This is a genomic window from Pseudomonas sp. RtIB026 (assembly GCF_016861355.2).
In the GTDB taxonomy this organism is placed as follows: Bacteria; Pseudomonadota; Gammaproteobacteria; order Pseudomonadales; family Pseudomonadaceae; genus Aquipseudomonas; species Aquipseudomonas peradeniyensis.
Genome location: NZ_AP023348.2, coordinates 2,364,015 through 2,385,737, shown reverse-complemented (window position 1 = coordinate 2,385,737; position 21,723 = coordinate 2,364,015). Strand labels below are relative to the sequence as shown.

The 21,723-nt window shown below is 65.1% G+C and carries 21 protein-coding genes and 5 tRNA genes; 9 read left to right on the top strand and 17 right to left on the bottom strand.

The annotated features are described in order from the left end of the window. Positions 1-11 precede the first annotated feature (11 nt). From lpxK to PRtIB026_RS10820, 4 genes are all read right to left on the bottom strand, one after another. Entirely contained in the window at positions 12-1,016 is a 1,005-nt protein-coding gene (gene lpxK, locus PRtIB026_RS10835; protein ID WP_203647555.1) for a tetraacyldisaccharide 4'-kinase, read from the bottom strand. Continuing rightward, positions 1,016-1,450, bottom strand: a complete 435-nt coding sequence (locus PRtIB026_RS10830) for an ExbD/TolR family protein (protein ID WP_203647556.1) — start codon at positions 1,448-1,450, stop codon at positions 1,016-1,018. Before PRtIB026_RS10830 ends, lpxK begins: the two co-directional genes overlap by 1 nt. After that, positions 1,447-2,082 carry a MotA/TolQ/ExbB proton channel family protein gene (locus tag PRtIB026_RS10825; protein ID WP_028690976.1) on the bottom strand — a complete coding sequence of 212 codons (636 nt, stop codon included), beginning with the start codon at positions 2,080-2,082 and terminating at the stop codon, positions 1,447-1,449. The genes PRtIB026_RS10830 and PRtIB026_RS10825 overlap by 4 nt, the downstream gene beginning before the upstream one ends. Positions 2,083-2,270: 188 nt before the next feature. Further along, positions 2,271-4,475, bottom strand: coding sequence for a DNA internalization-related competence protein ComEC/Rec2 (locus PRtIB026_RS10820; protein ID WP_203647557.1), 2,205 nt, complete (start codon positions 4,473-4,475; stop codon positions 2,271-2,273). 144 nt (positions 4,476-4,619) lie between these two features. Here PRtIB026_RS10820 and PRtIB026_RS10815 point away from each other — a divergent pair, with 144 nt between their 5' ends. Next, the gene (locus PRtIB026_RS10815; protein WP_203647558.1) at positions 4,620-5,261 is read left to right on the top strand and encodes a DUF2062 domain-containing protein; all 642 of its coding nucleotides are present in this window, start codon (positions 4,620-4,622) and stop codon (positions 5,259-5,261) included. Here PRtIB026_RS10815 and PRtIB026_RS10810 read toward each other — a convergent pair. From PRtIB026_RS10810 to PRtIB026_RS10800, 3 genes are all read right to left on the bottom strand, one after another. Then, positions 5,145-5,924 carry an ABC transporter permease gene (locus PRtIB026_RS10810; protein WP_203647559.1) on the bottom strand — a complete coding sequence of 260 codons (780 nt, stop codon included), beginning with the start codon at positions 5,922-5,924 and terminating at the stop codon, positions 5,145-5,147. The genes PRtIB026_RS10815 and PRtIB026_RS10810 overlap by 117 nt on opposite strands. After that, a complete protein-coding gene (locus PRtIB026_RS10805) occupies positions 5,921-6,853 on the bottom strand; it encodes an ABC transporter ATP-binding protein (protein WP_203647560.1) in 933 nt (310 codons plus the stop codon). Before PRtIB026_RS10805 ends, PRtIB026_RS10810 begins: the two co-directional genes overlap by 4 nt. A 132-nt stretch (positions 6,854-6,985) precedes the next feature. Beyond that, on the bottom strand, positions 6,986-7,609 hold the full coding sequence (locus tag PRtIB026_RS10800; protein WP_203647561.1) for a glutathione S-transferase: 624 nt from the start codon (positions 7,607-7,609) through the stop codon (positions 6,986-6,988). 532 nt (positions 7,610-8,141) lie between these two features. Between PRtIB026_RS10800 and PRtIB026_RS10795 the strand changes: the two genes are divergently transcribed. The 4 genes from PRtIB026_RS10795 to PRtIB026_RS10780 all read left to right on the top strand — a co-directional run bounded on the left by PRtIB026_RS10795 (position 8,142) and on the right by PRtIB026_RS10780 (position 11,884). Then, positions 8,142-8,381 carry a hypothetical protein gene (locus PRtIB026_RS10795; RefSeq protein WP_203647562.1) on the top strand — a complete coding sequence of 80 codons (240 nt, stop codon included), beginning with the start codon at positions 8,142-8,144 and terminating at the stop codon, positions 8,379-8,381. Continuing rightward, a complete protein-coding gene (locus PRtIB026_RS10790; RefSeq protein ID WP_203647563.1) occupies positions 8,378-8,617 on the top strand; it encodes a DUF3077 domain-containing protein in 240 nt (79 codons plus the stop codon). The genes PRtIB026_RS10795 and PRtIB026_RS10790 overlap by 4 nt, the downstream gene beginning before the upstream one ends. 234 nt (positions 8,618-8,851) lie before the next feature. Then, positions 8,852-11,299, top strand: a complete 2,448-nt coding sequence (locus PRtIB026_RS10785) for an acyl-CoA dehydrogenase (protein ID WP_203647564.1) — start codon at positions 8,852-8,854, stop codon at positions 11,297-11,299. 174 nt (positions 11,300-11,473) lie between these two features. Then, positions 11,474-11,884 (top strand): PA2817 family protein, encoded by a 411-nt coding sequence (locus PRtIB026_RS10780; RefSeq protein WP_198742759.1) that lies wholly within the window; start codon positions 11,474-11,476, stop codon positions 11,882-11,884. Positions 11,885-11,947: 63 nt separating this feature from the next. Here the strand turns inward: PRtIB026_RS10780 and PRtIB026_RS10775 are convergent, their stop codons facing one another. The 6 genes from PRtIB026_RS10775 to PRtIB026_RS10750 all read right to left on the bottom strand — a co-directional run bounded on the left by PRtIB026_RS10775 (position 11,948) and on the right by PRtIB026_RS10750 (position 12,981). Then, positions 11,948-12,172: a hypothetical protein gene (locus PRtIB026_RS10775; protein WP_203647565.1), complete on the bottom strand. Its 225-nt coding sequence runs from the start codon at positions 12,170-12,172 to the stop codon at positions 11,948-11,950. Between the two features lie 247 nt (positions 12,173-12,419). Next, positions 12,420-12,495: transfer RNA gene (locus PRtIB026_RS10770), tRNA-Gly, on the bottom strand. Between the two features lie 81 nt (positions 12,496-12,576). Next, a tRNA-Gly gene (locus PRtIB026_RS10765) sits at positions 12,577-12,652 on the bottom strand. Between the two features lie 5 nt (positions 12,653-12,657). Further along, a tRNA-Glu gene (locus PRtIB026_RS10760) sits at positions 12,658-12,733 on the bottom strand. Positions 12,734-12,825: 92 nt separating this feature from the next. Further along, positions 12,826-12,901: transfer RNA gene (locus tag PRtIB026_RS10755), tRNA-Gly, on the bottom strand. Between the two features lie 4 nt (positions 12,902-12,905). Continuing rightward, positions 12,906-12,981 (bottom strand) — tRNA-Glu (locus tag PRtIB026_RS10750). Positions 12,982-13,413: 432 nt separating this feature from the next. Here PRtIB026_RS10750 and PRtIB026_RS10745 point away from each other — a divergent pair. Then, positions 13,414-14,181: a hypothetical protein gene (locus PRtIB026_RS10745; RefSeq protein WP_050704683.1), complete on the top strand. Its 768-nt coding sequence runs from the start codon at positions 13,414-13,416 to the stop codon at positions 14,179-14,181. A gap of 162 nt (positions 14,182-14,343) precedes the next feature. Here PRtIB026_RS10745 and PRtIB026_RS10740 read toward each other — a convergent pair whose 3' ends face one another. Both PRtIB026_RS10740 and PRtIB026_RS10735 read right to left on the bottom strand, forming a co-directional pair. After that, positions 14,344-14,826, bottom strand: coding sequence for a GAF domain-containing protein (locus tag PRtIB026_RS10740; protein WP_203647566.1), 483 nt, complete (start codon positions 14,824-14,826; stop codon positions 14,344-14,346). Then, entirely contained in the window at positions 14,827-15,714 is an 888-nt protein-coding gene (locus PRtIB026_RS10735) for an ATP-binding protein (protein ID WP_203647567.1), read from the bottom strand. Between the two features lie 167 nt (positions 15,715-15,881). Between PRtIB026_RS10735 and PRtIB026_RS10730 the strand changes: the two genes are divergently transcribed. Beyond that, the gene (locus tag PRtIB026_RS10730; RefSeq protein ID WP_203647568.1) at positions 15,882-18,236 is read left to right on the top strand and encodes a response regulator; all 2,355 of its coding nucleotides are present in this window, start codon (positions 15,882-15,884) and stop codon (positions 18,234-18,236) included. Here the strand turns inward: PRtIB026_RS10730 and PRtIB026_RS10725 are convergent. After that, on the bottom strand, positions 18,226-18,714 hold the full coding sequence (locus PRtIB026_RS10725; protein ID WP_203647569.1) for a glutathione peroxidase: 489 nt from the start codon (positions 18,712-18,714) through the stop codon (positions 18,226-18,228). The genes PRtIB026_RS10730 and PRtIB026_RS10725 overlap by 11 nt on opposite strands. A gap of 12 nt (positions 18,715-18,726) precedes the next feature. Further along, a complete protein-coding gene (gene msrB, locus PRtIB026_RS10720) occupies positions 18,727-19,122 on the bottom strand; it encodes a peptide-methionine (R)-S-oxide reductase MsrB (RefSeq protein WP_203647570.1) in 396 nt (131 codons plus the stop codon). A gap of 167 nt (positions 19,123-19,289) precedes the next feature. On the opposite strand from msrB, the gene PRtIB026_RS10715 reads away from it, so the two are divergent. Together PRtIB026_RS10715 and htpX are read left to right on the top strand one after the other, a co-directional pair. Further along, complete coding sequence (locus PRtIB026_RS10715) at positions 19,290-20,501, top strand: pyridoxal phosphate-dependent aminotransferase (RefSeq protein ID WP_050704677.1); 1,212 nt, start codon at positions 19,290-19,292, stop codon at positions 20,499-20,501. Between the two features lie 254 nt (positions 20,502-20,755). Further along, a complete protein-coding gene (gene htpX, locus PRtIB026_RS10710) occupies positions 20,756-21,643 on the top strand; it encodes a protease HtpX (protein ID WP_038705666.1) in 888 nt (295 codons plus the stop codon). The last annotated feature ends 80 nt before the right edge of the window (positions 21,644-21,723 follow it).

The window sequence follows — 21,723 nt, the reverse complement described above, 5'->3', positions numbered from 1 at the left end:
TGAAAAAAGGCTCAGGGGCGGCCGGGCAGCAGGCGGTCGAGCTGGGCGTCGAACCAGGCGCTGAAGGCGGGCGTCGGCACGGCGTCGACCGCCAGGTACCACCAGTCGTCGGCGGCGAAGGGCCGGCATTTCACCGCATCCTTCTCGGTCATCACCAACGGCAGCGGCGGGCTGAACGACAGCACTTCACGGCTGTAGGGCGCATGGTCGGCGAAAGGGTGCGGCACCGGCTGCCAGTGTAGCCCCAGCAGGGTGTTGAAGAAACGTTGCGGATTACCGATGCCGGCCACGGCGTGCAGCGCCTGGCCAGGCGGGAACAGGTCGAGCTCGCGGCGCTCGCCGCTGCGCAGGTTGATCAGCGCCGAGGGTTGCAGGCGGAAGGCGAAGCCGTCGTCGCGGTCGCTCTCGGCGCCGTTGAACAGCACCGCGTCCGCCTCGCCCAGCCGCTCGGCCGGTTCACGCAACGGGCCGGCCGGCAGGCAGCGGCGATTGCCCAGGCCCCGGGCGGCGTCGATCAGCACCAGCTCCAGGTCGCGGGCCAGGCGGTAATGCTGCATGCCGTCGTCGCACAGGATCAGGTCTGGCGCGTCGCTGGCCAGCAAGGCCTGCACGGCGCGGGAACGGTCGGGGTCGATCACCAGCGGCACGCCGGTGCGCTGGACGATCAGCAAGGGCTCGTCGCCGGCCTGCTCCGCAGGCTGGTCAGCCTGGACGCGCCAGGGATAGTGCGGCGGCTTGGCGCCATAGCCACGACTGACCACGCCGACCTTGAGCCCCTGCCGGCGGCAGTGCTCGATCAACCAGAGGATCATCGGCGTCTTGCCGGTACCGCCGACGGTGATGTTGCCCACCACGATCACCGGTACCGGGGCACGGTAGCTGGGGCTTTCGCCACTGAGGAAGCGCGCGCGCTTGCGCGTCACCACGCGCCGGTACAGCGCCTCCAGCGGACGCAGCAGGGCCAGCGCCGGATGCCCGGCGTACCAGGCGGCGAGCAGACGGTCGGCGAAGGCCATCAGGGCTTGCCCTGCGCGGCCTCGACGGTGGTCATGCGCAACTTGCTGAAGCCGAGCTTGCCGGCCGCGTCCATTGCGGTGATCACAGCCTGGTGCGGGGTCTTGCCGTCGGCGCTGATGGCCAGCGGCAGGGTGATGTCACCGCCGGACTCCTTCTCGATCGCCTCGGTCAGGGTGTCCAGGTCGCTCTTGGGCAGCAAGTGGTTGTTCACCGAGTACACGCCGTCGGCGCTGATGGTGATCTCCACCAGCTTGCCCTGCTCGGCCGGCGGCTGCTCGGCGCTACTGGCCTCGGGCAGCTCGACGCGCAACTGGGTCTCGCGGGTGAAGGTGGTGGTGACCACGAAGAACAGCAGCAGCACGAAGACCACGTCGATCAACGACGCCAGGTTGATGTCGACGTTCTCGCGCTGGCGATTGCGCCGGAACTTCACGCCTTGCCTCCGGCCACTTCCACTTCGCGGTCGCCCTGCAGCACTTCCACCAGCTTGATCGCTTCCTGCTCCATGCCCACCACCAGCTCATCGATGCGGCGCAGCAGGAAGCGGTGGAAGAACACCGCCGGGATACCGACCATCAGGCCGGCCGCGGTGGTAACCAGGGCCTTGGAGATACCCCCGGCCAGAACGGCGGCGTTGGCGGTCATCTGCGAGCCCATGAAGGCGCTGAAGATGTCGATCATGCCCAGCACGGTGCCCAGCAGGCCCAGCAGCGGGGCCATGGCGGCGATGGTGCCGAGGGTGCTGATGTAACGTTCCAGCTCGTGGATGACCCGCGAGGCGGCCTCCTCGATGCACTCCTTCATGATCTCGCGGCCGTGGCGCGAGTTGGCCAGGCCCGCGGCGAGGATCTCGCCCAGCGGCGAGTCGGCGCGCAGGGCCTTGAGCTTGTCACTGGTGAGTTGTTTGTCCTTGATCCACATCCACACCTGGCCCAGCAGGTGCGGCGGGGTGACACGGCTGGCGCGCAGGGTCCACAGGCGCTCGACGACGATCGCCATGGCGGCGATGGAGCTCAGGATGATCGGCAGCATCATCCAGCCACCGGACTTGACCAATTCCCACACAGTTAGCATCCCCTCGGAAAAAGGCCGCCACTCTACCATAGGACCGCCTGGGGCTCATCTGCCGGAGGTCAGGGAAATCGCCGGGCTTGGCTTGGAAGCTGTGGGGTGGCGGATACCGAGCACCGCGCGGGCGGCGCTCGATTTACGCACCAAAGAAAAACTCACGACATGCCCCCCAAAAAACCCTCCTAATCACGCCAGAACCGCCGCTCCCTGCGCACACCCTCCACCTCACCCTGACTCCCCAGCATCAATCGCAACGCCCCCTCCACCGCCGTGTCATGCACCACCACCCCATGCCGCCGATAGCGCTCGACCACCTGCCCATGGGGATGCCCGAAGCCATTGTGTCGCCCTCGGGAAATCAGCACCCCGCGCGGCGCCGTGGCCTGGACGAACGGCTCGCTGGACGACGTGCGGCTGCCATGGTGCGGCGCCTGCAGCCAGTCCACCCGAGGATCCTCGACCGTGGCCAGCCAGGCGCGCTCCGCCCCGGCCTCCATGTCCCCGGCCAGCAGCAGGCGCTCGCCCATGGCCTGCACCCGCAACACACAGGAACGCTCGTTGCTGGAAGCCCCCTGCGGCCAATGCCAAAGCTCGAAATCGACGCCATCCCACTGCCAACGCTCACCACTGCTGCACAGCGACGCCGCCTCCAGCCCGTCGACCTCGCCGGCCAGCACCCGCGCCACCGGTACCCCACGCCGCACCGCCGCCGCCCCACCGGCATGGTCGGCATGGCCATGGCTGATCAGCATCACATCCAGCGCCTTCACCCCGAGCTTGCGCAAGGCCGGCAGCACCACCGTCTCGCCCAGGTCACTGCCACCCCGGGCCGGGCCTGCGTCATACAGCAGCGCGTGATTGCGGGTACGCAGCAGCACCGCCAGACCCTGCCCCACATCCAGCTGCCAGACCTGCACCTGGCCCAAGGGCACCTGTTCGCGTGGCGCCCACAGCGCCAGCAACATAACCGCCCCCGGTGCCCGCAATGGCACGCCCCGGGGCAGCAGCACCAGCACGGCGTCCAGGCACACCAGCAGCCAGGCCCACAACGGCAGCGGCTCGGGTATCCAGGCCGGCTGCTGGCCCGCCAATCGCGTCAGCACGGCAAACAATCCATCCAACGACAGGCCCGCCAGCCACAGCATTCCCTCCCCCAGCCCAGGCACCGGCAACATGGCCGTGCCCAGCAACGCCAACGGCAGCACGCCCAGGCTGAGCCATGGCACGGCGAGCAGATTGGCCAGCGGCGCGCTGAGGCTGACGGGCAGCCCCAAGGCCAGCAGCACCGGCAGCAGCCCCACGGCGATCACCCACTGGGCGCGGGTCCAGGCCTGCCAGGGCCGCCAGGCGCCCAGCCGCGCGGCAAAGCACAACACCAATACCGCCACGGCAGTGAACGACAGCCAGAACCCCGGCAACAGGCTGGACAGCGGCTCGACCAGCAGCACGCCCGACAGCGCCATCAGCAACGGCACCCAGGCGCCCAGGTGACGAAAACGCAAGCGCCAGAGCAGCACCACCGCCAGCATCAGGCACGCCCGCTGCACCGGCACGCCGAACCCCGCCAGCCAGCCGTAGCCCAGCGCCGCCGTCATCGCCAGGCCACAGGCCCAGGGCAGCCACGGCAACCGCCGGGGCCAGGCCCCCAGACGCGCCAACCCTGCCACCAGCCCATAGACCAATCCGGCCAGCAAGCCGATGTGCTGTCCGGAAATCACCAGCAGGTGCACCGTGCCGGTGGCCTGCAGCACCTGCCAATCCTCCCGCGCCAGGCCTGCCCCATCCCCGAGCACCAGGGCGGTCAACGCCGCCTCCCGGCCATGGGCATCGGTGGCCAGCAAGCGCTGGCGCAGGCCGTCGCGCCAACTGCTGGCCTCCTCCCCCTGGCGTGTACCGGCCTTGACCGTGCCGGTGGCGCCGACCCGCCGTGCCAACAGCGTGGCCTCCTGATCCGGGCCATGCGGGTTGAGCAGGCCCAGCGGCCGACGCAGGTTGACCGCCAGCCGCCAGTGCTCCCCCGCCCGCAGCGGCGGCCCGTCGAACCAGCTCAATTGCACCCGCTGCGGCAACCGGGCCCGGCGCGACTGCGGCTGCTCCAACTCGAAACGCACGCCGCGCTCGGTGCGAGTCGGCAGGCCCACCACCCGCCCCTCCAGCCACAGCGTACGGCCGTCCAGCGCGGCCGGCAGGCGGTCGTCCAGGGCCTGCTGCGCCGACCAGCAGGCCCAGCAAACACCCAGCAGGAACCCGCCCAGCGGCCAGGCCCGGGTACGCAGGCAGGCCAGGGCCAGCAACAGCAGTGGAATCAGCCATCCGACCGGTGGCAAGGCAGGCAAGAAGCGCAGGCTCAACAGCCCGAGGACCAGCGCCAGCATCCCTGTGCGCATGAGATAGAGCTCCAGAAGCGAAAACGCCCCCTGAGGCTTAGCCGATTGGCGGGAAAAACCTGCTAATCAATTGTCACAAACTCTGAACGAGGTTGCGCTTGAATGAAGGCATACTGACGCCCTTCAACCCCGCCGGGAGCCCACATGCCGCGCCGTCTGTTCAAACGCTACATGCCGGACCCGACCAGCATCCGCGAACACAAGTCGTTACGCTTTTTCGGCAAGCTGCTGCACGACCCCAACCTGTGGCACCTGAATCGCCATTCGGTGGCGCGGGCCATGGGCGTCGGCCTGTTCGCGGCGTTGATCCCCATCCCCATGCAGATGCTGCTGGCCGCCGCGCTGGCGATCCCGGTGCGCGGCAACCTGCCGATCGCGGTGAGCCTGGTGTGGCTGACCAACCCGCTGACCATGCCGCCGGTGTTCTTCGTCACCTACATGACCGGCGCCTGGCTGATGCAGGTGCCGCCGCGCACCCTGCCCGAGGAAATCACCGTCGACTGGGTCACCGACCAGCTGGCGACGATCTGGCAACCGTTCCTGCTCGGCTCGGTGGTGTGCGGGGTGGTGCTCGGCGTGCTCGCCTACTTCACCACCATGGGCTACTGGCGCTGGTGGGTGGGCCGGCAGTGGCGCCGGCGCCAGTGCCGCTGTGCCCTCACCCGCAGCTCAGGCACGCATGCCGCGGCCGCTGACCAGCAGGCGCACGCACAGCAGGTAGAGCACCGCGGTGGCCACCAGCATGAAGCTGATCGCCGTGCCGATGCTGATGTCCGACACCCCTAGGATGCCGTAGCGGAACGAGTTGACCATGTGCAGCACGGGGTTGGCCAACGACACGGTCTGCCAGAACGGCGGCAGCAGGTTGATCGAGTAGAACACCCCGCCCAGGTAGGTCAGCGGCGTCAGCACGAAGGTCGGAATGATCGAGATGTCGTCGAAGTTGCGGGCGAATACTGCGTTGACAAAGCCCAGCAGCGAAAAGATCGTCGCCGTCAGCAGCACCACGATGACCGTCACCCCCAGGTGATGCACCTGCAAATCGGTGAAGAACAGCGACAGGAAAGTCACGATCACCCCCACCGCCAAGCCGCGCAGCACGCCACCCAGCACATAACCGACGAGGATGGTGTGCGGCGACACCGGCGAGACCATCAGTTCCTCGATGGAGCGCTGGAACTTGCTGCCAAAGAAGCTCGACACCACGTTGCCGTAGGAGTTGGTGATCACCGACATCATGATCAGCCCTGGCACGATGTACTCCATGTAGGTGAAGCCGCCCATGTCGCCGATCTGCCGGCCGATCAGGTTACCGAAGATCACGAAGTACAGGACCATGGTGATCGCCGGCGGCAGCAGGGTCTGCGGCCAGATGCGCAAGAAGCGCCGCACTTCGCGGTAGACGATGGTGTTCAGGGCGACCCAGTTGGTGCGCAGCTCCACACTCATATCGCCACCTTCGACAGGTTCTTTTCCACCAGGGACACGAACAGCTCCTCGAGTCGGTTGGTCTTGTTGCGCAGGCTCTGCACCTCGATGTTCTTCAGCGCCAGCTGGCCGAACAGCGCGGTGATGCCGATGTCCTTGTCCACCTGCACCTCCAGGGTGTGCGGGGTGATCAGCCGGCACGGGTAGCCCTGCAGCTCAGGCGCGGCGGGCAGGTCGTGCTTGAGGTCGAGGACGAAGGTCTCGACATGCAGCTTGCCCAGCAGCTGGCGCATGCTGGTGTTCTCGACGATGGTGCCGTGGTCGATGATGCCGATGTTGCGGCACAGCTGCTCGGCCTCTTCGAGATAGTGGGTGGTGAGGATGATGGTGATGCCCTTCTGGTTGAGCTCGGTGAGGAAGCTCCACATCGAACGACGCAGCTCGATGTCCACCCCGGCGGTCGGCTCGTCGAGGATCAACAGGCGCGGCTCGTGGATCAGCGCCCGGGCGATCATCAGCCGGCGCTTCATGCCGCCGGACAGCGAACGCGACGGCACGTCGCGCTTGTCCCATAGCCCGAGTTGCGTCAGGTACTGCTCGGCGCGTTCCTTGGCCACCTTGGGCGGGATGCCGTAGTAGCCGGCCTGGGTGACGACGATGTCGAAGGTCTTCTCGAACTGGTTGAAGTTGAACTCCTGGGGCACCACGCCCAGGCAGCGCTTGAGCGCCGCCGGCTCGCGGTCCAGGTCGTGGCCGAACACGTTGACCGTGCCGCTGGTCTTGTTCACCAGGGTCGAGAGAATGCCGATGGTGGTGGACTTGCCGGCGCCGTTGGGGCCGAGCAAGGCGAAGAAGTCGCCTTCGGAAACGTCCAGGTCGATGCCCTTGAGGGCCTGGAAACCGTTGCCGTAGGTCTTGGTCAGCTGTCGGATGGACAGGGCGGAACTCATAGCGGGTCGGGTACCGAGAAAAGGGTTCGGGACACGCCAGGCAAAGTCACTGGCGCAGTGAGTGCGGCCATGGTGCAAGGGCTGGCCGCACAAGTACAGTCACATCTATTGATAATGACTATCGAAGTGGCGTCACGTCAGGGCGGTCATCACCGCCGCCTGGTAGGCCGGGCGCTGCTTGAGGCGCGCGTACCAGGCTTCGAGGTGGTGCATGGCCGGGCGTTCGATGGGCATTTCGAACCAGGCGTAGATGAAGCTGCCCAGGGGGATGTCGCCCATGCCGATCTGCTCGCCGGAGAGGTACGGCTGCCTGGCCAGGGTCTCGTCGGCGATGGCCAGCAGTTGCGCGCACTGCTTGTGCGCGGCGTTGATCGCCACCCAGTCGCGCTGCTCCTCGGGGGTGCGCAGCAGGCCCCAGAACAGCGGACGGAAGGGGCCGGCGAAGGACGAGGTGGTCCAGTCCATCCACTTGTCGGCCAGGGCGCGCTGGCGCGGGTCGTCGAGGTACCAGCCTTGTTCTGCGCCGTATTCGGCGCACAGGTAGCGCACGATGGTGTTGGACTCCCACAGCACCAGGTCGGCGTCTTCGAGCATGGGCACCAGGCCGTTGGGATTGAGTGCCCGGTAATGCGGTTCGTTGACCACGCCGAAGGCGCCGCCGGCATCGATGGACTCGAAGTCCAGGCCCAGCTCGTGGGCGATCCACAACGCCTTGCGCACATTGCTCGAATTCTTGCGGCCCCAGATCTTCAGCATGGCAACGTCCTTAATGAATGCGGGAGGGGGGTCAGTCTACCCCAAGCGGTGGGCGGTGCCAGTGAAACCGGGGGGCCGCTTTGCGGCCCTTTCGCGGCACAAGGCCGCTCCTACAGGGACCGCACCACGGCAGAACTGGCGCATATCCTGTAGGAGCGGCCTTGTGCCGCGAAAGGGCTGCGCAGCAGCCCCAGCGACCTCAGAGACTGTCAGATCTTTCCGAACCTGAAACCAAATGCTTCAGCCAGCAAAGCTTGGGAACTATCCTACGCGCTTGCCGGAAGCCGCCACGTTGTCGGGGAAATACCCCGGGGATAACTTCATCGGGTCGCCCAATTGGGTGACCGGGTGTGAGAAACCCGATTTCCACAACGGTAACGCGCCTCCGTCATGGTGGCCGTGTACGGGCAGACCTCGGTCTGGCCGGGTTTACCTTGTGGCCCGGATTTCTCACCTCGTACATGGCTGCCACCTTGATCTCGTGAGAAAGGATGCGGGTGGTGGTTACTCGTAACCACAAGGAAGCTCGACCATGAAAAAAATCGTCCCAGACCCACCCCGTCTCTCCCACTTCATCACCATCCGCCCCACCCTCCCCCGCGACGACGCCATGGCCGCCGCCGTCGAAGTGGCCACCGCCATCTCCGACGTCCTCGACATCTACTTCAAGACCGAGCCCGGCGAAGCCCAGGACCGCCTGTTCACCGTCAGCGACTACCTCGGTCAGCTCGCCTGCGCCCTGCTCGAGCACAAGCCCCAGGTGCAGCCATGAGCCGCGGGCATACCGCAGGCCGCATCACCTGCCTGGACCTGTTCAAGGTCGAGCCGGGCGTTACCTTCGAAGACGCCTTCAGCGAGTTGTCGGTGCTGCTCGGCTGCATCCGCCACCTGACCTGCGAAGCGGAGATGGAAGGCGACCTGCTGGCCGGCAGCTCGGCGCGGATCCTCAGCGCCATGGCCAAGGCGCTGATCGATGACATGGAGGTGGGGTTGAACAGAAGTAAATGATCCCCGGGGCCGCTTTGCGGCCCTTTCGCGGCACAAGGCCGCTCCTACATGGGATCGCGGCCGTCTGTAGGAGCGGCCTTGTGCCGCGAAAGGGCTGCAACGCAGCCCCACAATCCCCCAACCGCCACCGAACTCCCGCCACCCAACCCGGTCAGTCTTCTAAGCAGGCCATCCACCCCAACACGTCTAAGCTCTGTGGATCGCCCCCCGCCCCGCTTCCAAGGAGGAAGAATCATGCTGCTGTTGTGGTTGCTGGTCCTGGTGCTAGGCGCCGCGTATCTCCTGCATCGACGCCTGGCGCCGTTGCAGATCCTCGCGGCAATCGCCGCCTACACCCTGCTCATGGGCCTGTTCAGCACGGCGCCGGGCTGGCTGCTGACGCTGATCTGGGTGGTGATCGCCCTCAAGGTCGCCTTCTTCGTCCTGCCAGAAATGCGCCGCAAACTGTTCACCGCGCCGATGTTCAGCTGGTTCCAGCGCACCCTGCCGCCGATGTCGCAGACCGAGCGCGAAGCCATCGACGCCGGCACCGTGTGGTGGGACGGCCACCTGTTCAGCGGCCGCCCCGACTGGAACACCCTGCTCGACTACCCCGCGCCCAAGCTCAGCGAGGAAGAACAGGCCTTCATCGACGGCCCCACCGAGCAGCTGTGCGCCATGGTCAGCGACTGGCAGATCGGCCAGGACCTCGACCTGCCGCCGCAAGCCTGGGACTTCATCAAGCAGCACGGCTTCTTCGCCCTGATCATCCCCAAGGAATACGGCGGCAAGGGCTTCTCGGCCTACGCCCACTCCCAGGTGGCGATGAAGCTGGCCACCCGCAGCGGCGACCTGGCCTCCACGGTGATGGTGCCCAACTCCCTGGGCCCGGCCGAACTGCTGCTGCACTACGGCACCGACGAACAGCGCAGCCACTACCTGCCGCGCCTGGCCCGTGGCGACGACATCCCCTGCTTCGCCCTCACCGGCCCCCTGGCCGGCTCCGACGCCGGGGCCATGCCCGACACCGGCGTCATCTGCAAAGGCCAGTGGCAGGGTGAAGAAGTCATCGGCCTGCGCCTGAACTGGGAAAAGCGCTACATCACCCTCGGCCCGGTCGCCACCCTGCTGGGCCTGGCCTTCAAGGCCTACGACCCCGACCACCTGTTGGGCGAGCAGACCGAGCTGGGCATCAGCCTGGCACTGATCCCCACCGACCTCCCCGGCGTGGAGATCGGCCAGCGCCACCTGCCGCTGGGCGCCGCGTTCATGAACGGCCCCAACAGCGGCAAGGACGTATTCGTGCCGCTGGACTGCCTGATCGGCGGCCAGGCCATGCTCGGCAAGGGCTGGATGATGCTGATGAACTGCCTGTCAGTGGGCCGCTCGATCTCCCTGCCGGCGGTCGGCACGGGCGCGGCCAAGTACACCAGCCTGGTCACCGGCCAATACGCCCGCGTGCGCGAACAGTTCAACGTACCGCTGGCCGCCTTCGAAGGCATCCAGGAATCCCTGGCACGCATCGGCGGCAACGCCTGGCTGATGGACAGCGCCCGCCTGCTCACCGCCAAGGCTGTCGACCTGGGGGAAAAACCCTCGGTGCTGTCGGCGATCCTCAAGTACCACCTCACCGAGCGCGGCCGCGAGTGCATCCAGCACGCCATGGACGTGCACGGCGGCAAGGGCATCATCATGGGCCCGAACAACTACCTGGGCCGCAACTGGCAAGGCGCGCCGATCTTCATCACCGTCGAGGGGGCCAACATCCTGTCGCGCAACCTGATGATCTTCGGCCAGGGCGCAATCCGCTGCCACCCGTTCGTGCTCAGGGAAATGGCCCTGGCCGGGCGCGAGGACCACGACCAGGCGCTGAACGAGTTCGACGACCTGCTGCTGCAGCACATCCTGTTCGCCGCCGGCAACGCCGCCAGCACCCTGGTGCTGGGCCTGGGCCTGGGGCATTTCGAGAAGGTCCCGGGCGATGCCTTGAGCCAGGGCTACTTCCGCGCCCTCAACCGCCAGGCGGCGGCGTTCGCCCTGCTGGCCGACCTGTCGATGATGCTGCTGGGCGGCGCGCTCAAGCGTCGCGAACGCCTGAGCGCCCGGCTGGGTGATGTGCTCAGCTACCTGTACCTGTCCAGCGCCGCGCTCAAGCGCTACCACGACCTCGGCTCGCCCGAGCATCTGCGCCCCCTGCTGCGCTGGGCCCTGGAGGAAAGCCTGGGGCAGGCCGAGAAAGCGCTCGATGCGTTGCTCGACAACTTCCCCAACCGCTTCCTGGGCTGCGCCCTGCGCGTGCTGGTGTTCCCGTTCGGCCGCCGACATACCGGGCCCAGCGATGAGCTGGATGCCGAGGTGGCGGCGCTGATCGGCCGCCGCAAAGGCGACCCGGCGCTGGAAGAGTTGCTGGCGGGCTGCTTCAGGCCTCAGGCCGACGGCGACCCGGTGGCCGCGCTGCAGACCGCCTGCGACCTGCTGGACGATGCCGCCCCGCTGCACAAGGCGCTGCATCAGGCCATCAAGGAAGGTAAGGTGCAGGCGACACCAGGGCAATCGGTGATCGACGCCGCCATCGAAGCGGGCGCCTTGCAAGCGGAGGAAGGCCAACGCCTGCATCAGGCCGAGCAGGCACGGCGGGTGGTGATCGATGTGGATGCGTTCGACAAGGAAGTGCTGTTGCCCGAAGCAGGCAAAGTGCGCTGAACATTCATCGACAACATCGCAGGGCAAGCCCGCTCCCACGAACAAGCCGTGAACATATGTTCGTGGGAGCGGGCTTGCCCCGCGATAGCGCCAGCACAGGCAGCTACGCTGCCAGCCTATGCAAAACCGGCGTATACTCCGCCCCCCGTTTCAACCACCCCGAGGACCGCCGCCATGGCCAACCCCCACCTGGAATACCACCTGCAACTGCTCCACCACCTGCGCACCATCCTGGCCGCGCTGGGTGAAGCCGAACAGGTCCCGGAGGAAAGCCACGCCCTGTTCCTCGAGCGCTTCGACGAACTGCTCACCCTGCTGCCCCAGGACCCGCTGCAAAGCCAGTACCTGGGCCAGGACCTGATCTGCCAGGTGATCCAGCGCTACCCACAGATCGCCCACCTGGTGCCGCGTGACCTGCTGTGGTTCTTTGGTGGCGATTGCCTGCATTTCATGCCGGATGAAGAGCTGGAGCTTTACCAAACGCTGGAAGAGCGACGCTACGAGGCCGAGCAGAACGGTGAAGCGTTCGATTGGCACCAAGAAAAGCAACTGCTAGCCAAGCCTGCTCAGGGTGATATTCACTGATGTAGATGCATCCCGGCCCCATCTGGGCCGGGAACCCCAATCACCTGAGCGGGACAAGTGAATTCACTCCGCCAAATCACGATCTAGCAAGTCAGGGGGAATCCTAGCCACACCCCCGAAAAAATGATGCGCCGAAGAACATAAGAACTCTGCTTCCAGTCGAAGTCGTTCTACCTGCGAAGGGGGCTGCTTCCCTTTACTTTCTTCATAACGCCTCCACGCATCGACCGCCCGTTTACATATCTCCAGCTGGACTTCCAAATCCGTCGTTTCGATCGTCACGGTCATTGCTCCTTCCTTGTTCAAGACAGAATGGAGTGGGATCAGGCGCGCCCAACATTCTCCCCCGACAGAGTAATAACTGATGGTATGAGTACGAACATCGGGCGTAACGAGTAGCTCCATGCCGTTGTACGCCCCCAGACGACATTAGCCAACTAGTAAAATTGATAGGTGTGCAGAGCCAGCTCGCCCCAAAAAACCAATCTCGCGAGCAAAAAAAAACGCCACTTCAAACGAAGTGGCGTTTTCAATTTGGAGCGGGAAACGAGACTCGAACTCGCGACCCCGACCTTGGCAAGGTCGTGCTCTACCAACTGAGCTATTCCCGCAGGGTGAAGCTTTACCGCATGTGGCGTGAAGCGCCTTGACGACCTTCACCACCTGCACCGTCGGAAACGATGCGTTGAAACTGGAGCGGGAAACGAGACTCGAACTCGCGACCCCGACCTTGGCAAGGTCGTGCTCTACCAACTGAGCTATTCCCGCAAATATGGCGTCCCCTAGGGGACTCGAACCCCTGTTACCGCCGTGAAAGGGCGGTGTCCTAGGCCACTAGACGAAGGGGACTAAGCCGACGCTTTTCAGCGCACCAGAACATGAACCTCACGATTCAGCCTGGATTTTCTTTTCCTGCCCTGCCGCAGCAGTGCCGGAGAAACTGGAGCGGGAAACGAGACTCGAACTCGCGACCCCGACCTTGGCAAGGTCGTGCTCTACCAACTGAGCTATTCCCGCAATATGGCGTCCCCTAGGGGACTCGAACCCCTGTTACCGCCGTGAAAGGGCGGTGTCCTAGGCCACTAGACGAAGGGGACACGCTGCTCGCATTACCTATTAAAGTACTGCTTGCTTTCACTCCCTGCCGCGTTTCGCTGTGTGCTTTACGCTGCAAGTGGCGCGCATTCTATGGATGCCTTGGAAGGTCGTCAACCCCTTTGTAGAAATTTATTTAAATCAATGACTTCCCGTCGTCATGGACAGTGATGCAGGATGCGTCCGGGGATTGGCGTTGCTTTTCTGACGTTGGCTCGGCAAGCTCGTAGCGATGTGCCACTATCTGTAGGTTTTGGATTACGGGCCGATATATAGAGCAAGGCTTGAGGGGTTCATCGCGGGGCAAGCCCGCTCCCACGCATATCCAACGGATATGAGGGAGCGCGGACTGTTCCGCCAGGCTGCACTGTTCGCTTTCGGGCGGACTCACTACACTCTCGATAGATGCAAAACTTCTTCATGAGGCGTTAACGGTGACACCACTTCTGATCACCCTGCTTATCGTTGCGGGTATCGCGCTGCTGATCGTGATCGGCTACCTCAACAATGTGGTCGAGAACGGCAAGCTCGAGCGTGCACGGCTCAAGGTCGAGCTGGCCGACCGCCTGCGCCGCTGCGGCGAAATCACCGAGACCTTCCCCGGGCAGTTCATGACGCCTGCGCTCAAGCTGCTGTTGACCCGCCTCGAACTGAACCTCAACCAGCGCCAGCTGGCGCTGGACAAGCACAGTGGTGACCTCAAGGCACGTATCGCCGAGCTGGAGGGGCTGATCGGCCAGGGTGAGAGAATCCCGGTCAGCAACCCGCCCTCGCCGATCCAAACCGAGGTCAAGGCCAAGGATGTGCGCTTTTTGCTGGAGCTGCTGCACAACCAGATCGTGCGCGCCACCCAGGAAGGGTTCCTCGCGACCAACGAGGGCAAGTACTGGGTCAAGGAGATCCGCCATATCCTGGTGTTGCTGCATATCGAGTTCTTCAACAACCTCGGCCAGCAGGCCCTGCAGCAAAACCAGCCGGGGCAGGCGCGCCTGGCGTTCGAGCGTGGCGTGCAGTACCTGCGCAAGCAGCCTGAGCCCAAGCAGTATGAAGAGCAGCTGACTTACCTTGAGAAACTGCTGAACCGGGCCAACGCCCAGGTGCTGGACCAGATGGAGCCGGCGGAGAACGAACAGAATGCGCTGACCCAGGGGCTCAAGACTGATGAGGATGAGACCTGGAAGAAGAAGGTTATTTACGACTGACCGGGATTCTGGGGGGCGCTTTGCGCCCCTATCGCGGCACAAGGCCGCTCCTACAGAGGGTTGCGATTGCCTGTAGGAGCGGCCTTGTGCCGCAAAAGGGCTGCGAAGCAGCCCCCAGCGATCTTGATAAAGAAAGGGGCCTTCGCAGGCCCCTTCTTCATTTCAGCAATCGGTCAACTCGAGGAACACCTCGACCAACCGCTCCAGCCCCACCTGGTCGGCCTCGCTGAAGCGCGCCAGCTTCGGGCTGTCCAGGTCGAGCACTCCGATCAGCCTGCCGGCCTTGACCAACGGGATCACCAACTCGCTGTTGGACGCGCTGTCACAGGCGATATGCCCGGGGAACGCATGCACATCCTCGACCCGCTGGGTCGTGCGGGTAGCCGCCGCGGCACCGCACACGCCCCGGCTGAAGGGGATGCGCACGCAGGCCACCTGGCCCTGGAACGGGCCGAGCACCAGTTCTTCGTTACGGTTGATATAGAAGCCCGCCCAGTTCAGGTCCTCTACCTGGTTGTACAAAAAGGCCGAGAACTGCGCGGCGTTGGCGATGAAGTCGCGCTCGTCGGCGAACAGCGCCTGCACTTGCGCGGCCAGCAGGTCGTAGCCATCGAGGCCTTGGCCACTGGCGTTGAGGTCGATCATTTATTTCTGCTCCAGCAATTGCAGCCCGACCCAGTAGCGGGCGAACTGATAGGCACAACGGCCATTACGGTTGCCGCGGCCGGTGGCCCAGCGTACGGCGAGGATGTCGAGCGCTTCGCTGCGCTGCCACTGCAGCCCGGCCGGGCGCGCCAGCTGGCCGATCCAGTGCTCGACCACGTTGAGGAAATGCTCCTGGCTGAACGGGTAGAACGACAGCCACAGGCCGAAACGGTCGGACAGGGCGATCTTGTCCTCCACCGCCTCGTTGGGGTGCAGCTCGCCGTCGACCATCTTCCAGTTCTCGTTGTCGCTCTGCTTCTCCGGCACCAGGTGGCGGCGGTTGGAGGTGGCGTACAGCAGCACGTTGTCCGGGGCTTGCTCCAGCGAGCCGTCGAGCACGCTCTTGAGCACCCGGTAGTCACCCTCCCCGGCTTCGAACGACAGGTCGTCGCAGAACAGGATGAAGCGTTGTTCAAGTTTTTGCAGTTGCTCGACCACCCGCGGCAGGTCGGCCAGGTGGTCGCGCTCGATTTCGATCAGGCGCAGGCCGGCGCCGGCATGCTCGGCCAACAGCGCACGCACCAGCGACGACTTGCCGGTGCCGCGCGAACCCCACAGCAGGGCGTGGTTGGCCGGCATGCCGTTGATGAACTGGTGGGTGTTGCGGCCCAGCTGCTCACGCTGCTGGTCAACGCCGATCAGGTCGGACAGGCGGATGTCGAGGCTGACTTCGAGGGGCATCAGGTAGCCGCTGCGGCCGTCGCGTTGCCAGCGGGCGGCCAGGGTGCGGGTCCAGTCGATGTCCGAGCGCGGGGCCGGCAGCAGGGGTTCGAGGCGGGCGAGGACGGATTCTGCGCGGTCTAGGAAAGCGGTAAGGCGGGTGTCCATGAGGGCTCCTGCAAATCAGGTTTCGGTACCGTGCCGGCCCCTTCGCGGGTAAACCCGCTCCCACAGCAGGCAGTGGACCCTGTGGGAGCGGGTTTACCCGCGAAGGGGCCGGCACGGACAAAAGCTGAATGTTCGACAGACCCGCCAGCAGCCAGGGCTGATCGGCTATGCTTGCGCAGCGCACGGAGCAAGTAACCGGCTTGGGACCCATGGATATCAAGTTCACCAATCGCCTGTCATACAAGCAAGCCCGGTTGACAGTCCTGGTCGGCTTCATCCTGGGAACATTGCTCAGTCTCATCCAGATCGGCATCGATTATGCCAGCGAAGACGCGTCCATCAACCGTGAAATTCAGGCACTGTTGAAGATCAGCCACGACACGGCCTCGCGCATCGCCTACAACATCGACACGGAGCTGGCCCAGGAGCTGACCGGCGGCCTGCTGAAATCGCCGGCGCTGATCCGCGCGCGGCTGATCGACAACAACGACACCGTGCTGGCCGACGTGCAGCGCCCCAGCACGGAGAGCCGCTACCGACCGCTGTCGGACTTCCTGTTCGGCGAGCAGCGCCAGTTCCAGGACCGACTGTTCCTCGCCCACATGCCCGACGAATACCTCGGCACCCTTTACCTGGATGTCGACACCTACACCTTCGGCGGGCGCTTCCTCGACCGCGCCGGGGTCACCCTGGTCAACGGCTTTGCCCGCAGCCTGGTGCTCACCGGCATTCTCCTGGGGCTGTTCTACCTGATGCTGACCAAGCCGCTGGTGACGGTGATCGGCGCGCTCAGCGGCAACGATGCGCGCACGCCCAGGCAGAACCGCGTGGACTGCCCCAAGGGCCACGAGAACGACGAGATCGGCGTGCTGGTGCGGGTCGCCAACCAGCAGTTCGTCAGCATGGCCACCGAGATCCAGCAGCGGCGCACCGCCGAGAACCGTCTGACCCAGTACCTCAACGAGCTGGAGGACATCGTCTCGGCGCGTACCACCGAGCTCAAGGCCAGCAACAGCCGCCTGAGCCTGTCCAACCAGGAGCTGGACGAGGCGCGCCAGCGCGCCCTGGACATGGCCCAGGCCCGCGCCGCCTTCCTGGCCAACATGAGCCACGAGATCCGCACCCCGCTCAACGGCATGCTGGGCATGATCGCCCTGGCCCTGGACAGTGGCCTGGCGCCCGAGCAGCGCCAGCAGCTGTCGATCGCCCACGACTCGGGCAAGGTACTGGTGGAGTTGCTCAACGATATCCTCGACCTGTCGAAGTTCGACGCTGGCCAGCTGGAGCTCGAGCGCATTCCGTTCGACCTCGGCGCCATGGTCGAGGACACCGCCAACCTGCTGTCGCAAAACGCCGCGCCCAGCGTCGAGCTGACCTGCCTGGTCGCCCCTGACTTCCCCAGCACGGTGCTGGGCGACCCGACCCGGGTGCGGCAGATCGTCAGCAACCTGTTGTCCAACGCCCTCAAGTTCACCCGTTTCGGCCGCGTCGACGTGCGCCTTTGCAGCATCGTCGGCGGTATCCGCCTGGAGGTGAGCGACACCGGCATCGGCATCCCCGAGGAGGCCCAGGCGCGGATCTTCCAGCCGTTCACCCAGGCCGGCGCCGGCATCACTCGCCAGTACGGCGGCACTGGCCTGGGCCTGGCCCTGACCCGCAACCTGTGCAAGGCCATGCAGGGGCATCTGCATATCCAGTCCGAAACCGGCTTCGGCAGCCGCTTCAGCGCCGACCTGCCGCTACCGGCGCACACCGAGGCGATCCCGCCGGCGCCATTGAACGGGCGGGTGGTGGCCCTGGGCAACCCCGGCAGTGGCCTGGCCGAGCTGCTGGAGGGGCTGTTGCCGCGCTGGGGGCTGGAATACGTGCGTCATGAGGATGCCAAGGACCTGGCCGGCACGGCTGTCGACCTGCTGATTACCGACGACCTGGACCACGTGCTCGACCTGCGCCCGGCCATCGAGGCACCGATCTTGCTGGTGACCGCCTACGGTAACTTCCTGCCCACCGAGCAGGCCGAGCAACTGGCGCCCTTGCAGCAACTGGCCCGCCCCCTGGCACGCAATGCCTTGTACCAGACCCTGCGCCGCACCTTGCAGGGCGAGCCCAACGCGCCACTGCCCCACGAGGTACCGGCCTCCAGGGAGCTGAGGGCGCGCATCCTGCTGGTGGAGGACAACCCGGTGAACCAGCTGGTGGCCAAGGGCATGCTGGGCAAGCTCGGCTGCCAGGTGCAGGTGGCTGCCCACGGCCAGGAGGCCCTGGACTGCCTGGAGCGGGACAGCTTCGACCTGGTGCTGATGGACTGCAACATGCCGGTGATGGATGGCTACGAGGCCAGCCGACGGATCCGCCAGAGCAGCCGCTGGCCGGAGCTGCCGATCGTCGCGCTGACCGCCAACGCCATGCCCGAGGAGCGCGAGCGCTGCCGCGCCGCAGGCATGAACGACTACCTGGCCAAGCCGTTCCGCCGCGAGGAACTGCTGGCGCTGATCGAGCACTGGGTGCCGGTCAGCGGTTGAGCAGCGGCTCGATCGCCGACTTCAGCGCCTCGGGCTTGGTGGTCGGGGCAAAGCGGCTGACCTTGCCGGTGCGCGGGTCGACCAGGAACTTGGTGAAGTTCCACTTGATCTTCTGCGTGCCCAGCACGCCCGGCGCCCGGCGCTTGAGCTCGGCGAACAGCGGGTGGGCACCGGGGCCGTTGACCTCGACCTTGCGAAACAGCGGGAAACTCACGCCGAAGTTAAGCTCGCAGAACTGCGCGATCTCCCGGGCGTCGCCCGGCTCCTGCTTGCCGAACTGGTTGCAGGGGAAGCCCAGCACCACCAGGCCCTGGTCGCGGTACTCCTGCCACAGGCGTTCGAGGCCCTTGTATTGCGGGGTGAAACCGCACTGGCTGGCGGTGTTGACCACCAGCAGCGCCTTGCCGGCGAAGTCGCCCAGCACTTTCTGTTCGCCACCGAGGGTGACGCAGGGGATGTCCAGCAGCGCATCGGCCATGTTCGCTCTCCGTCAATCGCGTGGCTTGAGGTCCAGGCACACCGAGTTGATGCAGTAGCGTAGCCCGGTCGGCGGCGGGCCGTCGGGAAATACATGGCCCAGGTGGGCATCACACTGCGCGCAGGTGACTTCGGTGCGGATCATGCCGTGGGAGGTGTCGCGGATCTCGATCATCGCGGCTTCTTCGATCGGCTCGTAGAAGCTCGGCCAGCCGCAGCCGGAATCGAACTTGGCCTTGGCGTCGAACAGCGGCAGGTCACAGCAGATGCAGTGGTAGACGCCGTCGCGGCGCTCGCTGTTGTACTTGCCGCTGAACGGCCGCTCGGTGCCCTTGAGCCGGCACACCTGGTACTGGGCCGGATCGAGCATGGCGCGCCATTCGTCCAGGGTTTTGTCGATCTTTTGCATGATGGGACCTCGGCAGGCTGAATTTCACCTCGCACCGGCTTTTCCCTGGCGCGGGTGGCACGTATATTAGTTGGCTTCGTGTGCAAGGCAGCCAGTCTGGCACCCGCTTCCCGCCCTTTCAAACCTTTCGAGCAAGGGCGGCGCGTATTCTCACTCGGGATCTCATCATGCAGTTCAGCAAATCGAACAAGCTCGCCAATGTCTGCTACGACATTCGCGGCCCAGTGCTCAAGCACGCCAAACGCCTGGAAGAGGAAGGCCACCGCATCCTCAAGCTGAACATCGGCAACCCGGCGCCGTTTGGTTTCGAGGCGCCGGACGAGATCCTCCAGGACGTGATCCGCAACCTGCCCACCGCCCAGGGCTACAGCGACTCCAAGGGTCTGTTCAGCGCGCGCAAGGCGGTGATGCAGTACTGCCAGCAGAAGGAAATCGAAGGCGTCACCATCGAGGACATCTACCTGGGCAACGGTGTGTCCGAGCTGATCGTGATGTCGATGCAGGCGCTGCTCAACAACGGCGACGAGGTGCTGATCCCGGCTCCCGACTACCCGCTGTGGACCGCCGCGGTGAGCCTGGCCGGCGGCAAGCCGGTGCACTACCTGTGCGACGAGCAGGCCGACTGGTTCCCCGACCTGGACGACATCAAGGCCAAGATCACACCGAACACCAAGGCCCTGGTGATCATCAACCCGAACAACCCGACCGGCGCTGTGTATTCCAAGGAATTGCTGCTGGGCATGCTGGAGCTGGCGCGCCAGCACAACCTGGTGGTGTTCTCCGACGAGATCTACGACAAGATCCTCTACGACGAGGCCGTGCACATCAGCACCGCGTCGCTGGCCCCGGACCTGCTGTGCCTGACCTTCAACGGCCTGTCCAAGTCGTACCGGGTGGCGGGCTTCCGCTCCGGCTGGCTGATCATCTCCGGGCCCAAGCACCACGCCCAGAGCTACATCGAAGGCATCGACATGCTGGCCAACATGCGCCTGTGCGCCAACGTGCCGGCCCAGCACGCGATCCAGACCGCGCTGGGCGGCTACCAGAGCATCAACGACCTGGTGCTGCCGCCGGGCCGCCTGCTGGAGCAGCGCAACCGCACCTACGAGCTGCTCAATGCCATCCCCGGGGTGAGCTGCGTCAAGCCGATGGGCGCGCTGTACGCGTTTCCGAAGATCGACCCGAAGGTCTGCCCGATCTTCAACGACGAGAAGTTCGTGCTCGACCTGCTGCTGTCGGAGAAGCTGCTGATCGTCCAGGGCACGGCGTTCAACTGGCCATGGCCGGACCACTTCCGCGTGGTGACGCTGCCGCGGGTGGATGACCTGGAACAGGCCATTGGCCGGATCGGTAATTTCCTGCGCACTTATTCGCAATGATTGATGGCCTTTTCGCGGGTAAACCCGCTCCCACAGGTTCGGCGCCGAACCTGTGGGAGCGGGTTTACCCGCGAAGGGGTTGACCCGATCCCTCTTACATCCTGCAACGCTCTATCCCACGGTACGCCCGGCATCCTCTGCCATACTCCTCGCGTACACAGTTTGAAATAGTCGCCCGGTTGAATAGCCGCGCCCTCCCCCTTATATACCCCGCAGTACGCAACGAACTTATCCGTCAGGAGAACGTAACAACCATGATGCGCATTCTGTTGTTTGTAGCCACCAACCTCGCGGTGGTGCTGGTTGCAAGCATTACCCTGAGCCTGTTCGGCTTCAACGGGTTCATGGCGGCCAACGGGGTTGACCTCAACCTCGGCCAGCTGCTGGTCTTCTGCGCCGTGTTCGGTTTCGCTGGCTCGCTCGTCTCGCTGTTCATCTCCAAGTGGATGGCGAAGATGACCACCGGCACCCAGATCATCACCCAGCCCCGCACCCGTCACGAACAGTGGCTGTTGCAGACCGTCGAGGAACTGTCCCGCGAGGCCGGCATCAAGATGCCCGAGGTGGGTATCTTCCCGGCCTACGAGGCCAACGCCTTCGCCACCGGCTGGAACCGCAACGACGCGCTGGTCGCCGTCTCCCAGGGCCTGCTGGAGCGCTTCTCGCCCGATGAGGTGCGTGCGGTGCTGGCCCACGAGATCGGCCACGTGGCCAATGGCGACATGGTCACCATGGCGCTGGTGCAGGGCGTGGTGAACACCTTCGTGATGTTCTTCGCCCGCATCATCGGCAACTTCGTCGACCGGGTGATCTTCAAGAACGAAGAAGGCCACGGCATTGCCTACTTCATCGCGACCATCGTCGCCGAGCTGGTCCTGGGCATCCTCGCCAGCATCATCGTCATGTGGTACTCGCGTCGCCGCGAATTCCGCGCCGACGAAGCCGGCGCCCACCTGGCCGGTACCGGCGCGATGATCGGCGCACTGCAGCGCCTGCGCTCCGAACAAGGCCTGCCGGTGCACATGCCCGACACCATGAAGGCCTTCGGCATCAATGGCGGCCTCAAGCATGGCCTGGCCGGCCTGCTGATGAGCCACCCGCCGCTGGAAGACCGCATCGACGCGCTGCGCCGTCGCGGTTGATCCAGGCAGCAACAAGAAAGGGCGACTTCGGTCGCCCTTTTTCATTGCCATGTCGCCCTCCCCTGTAGGAGCGGCCTTGA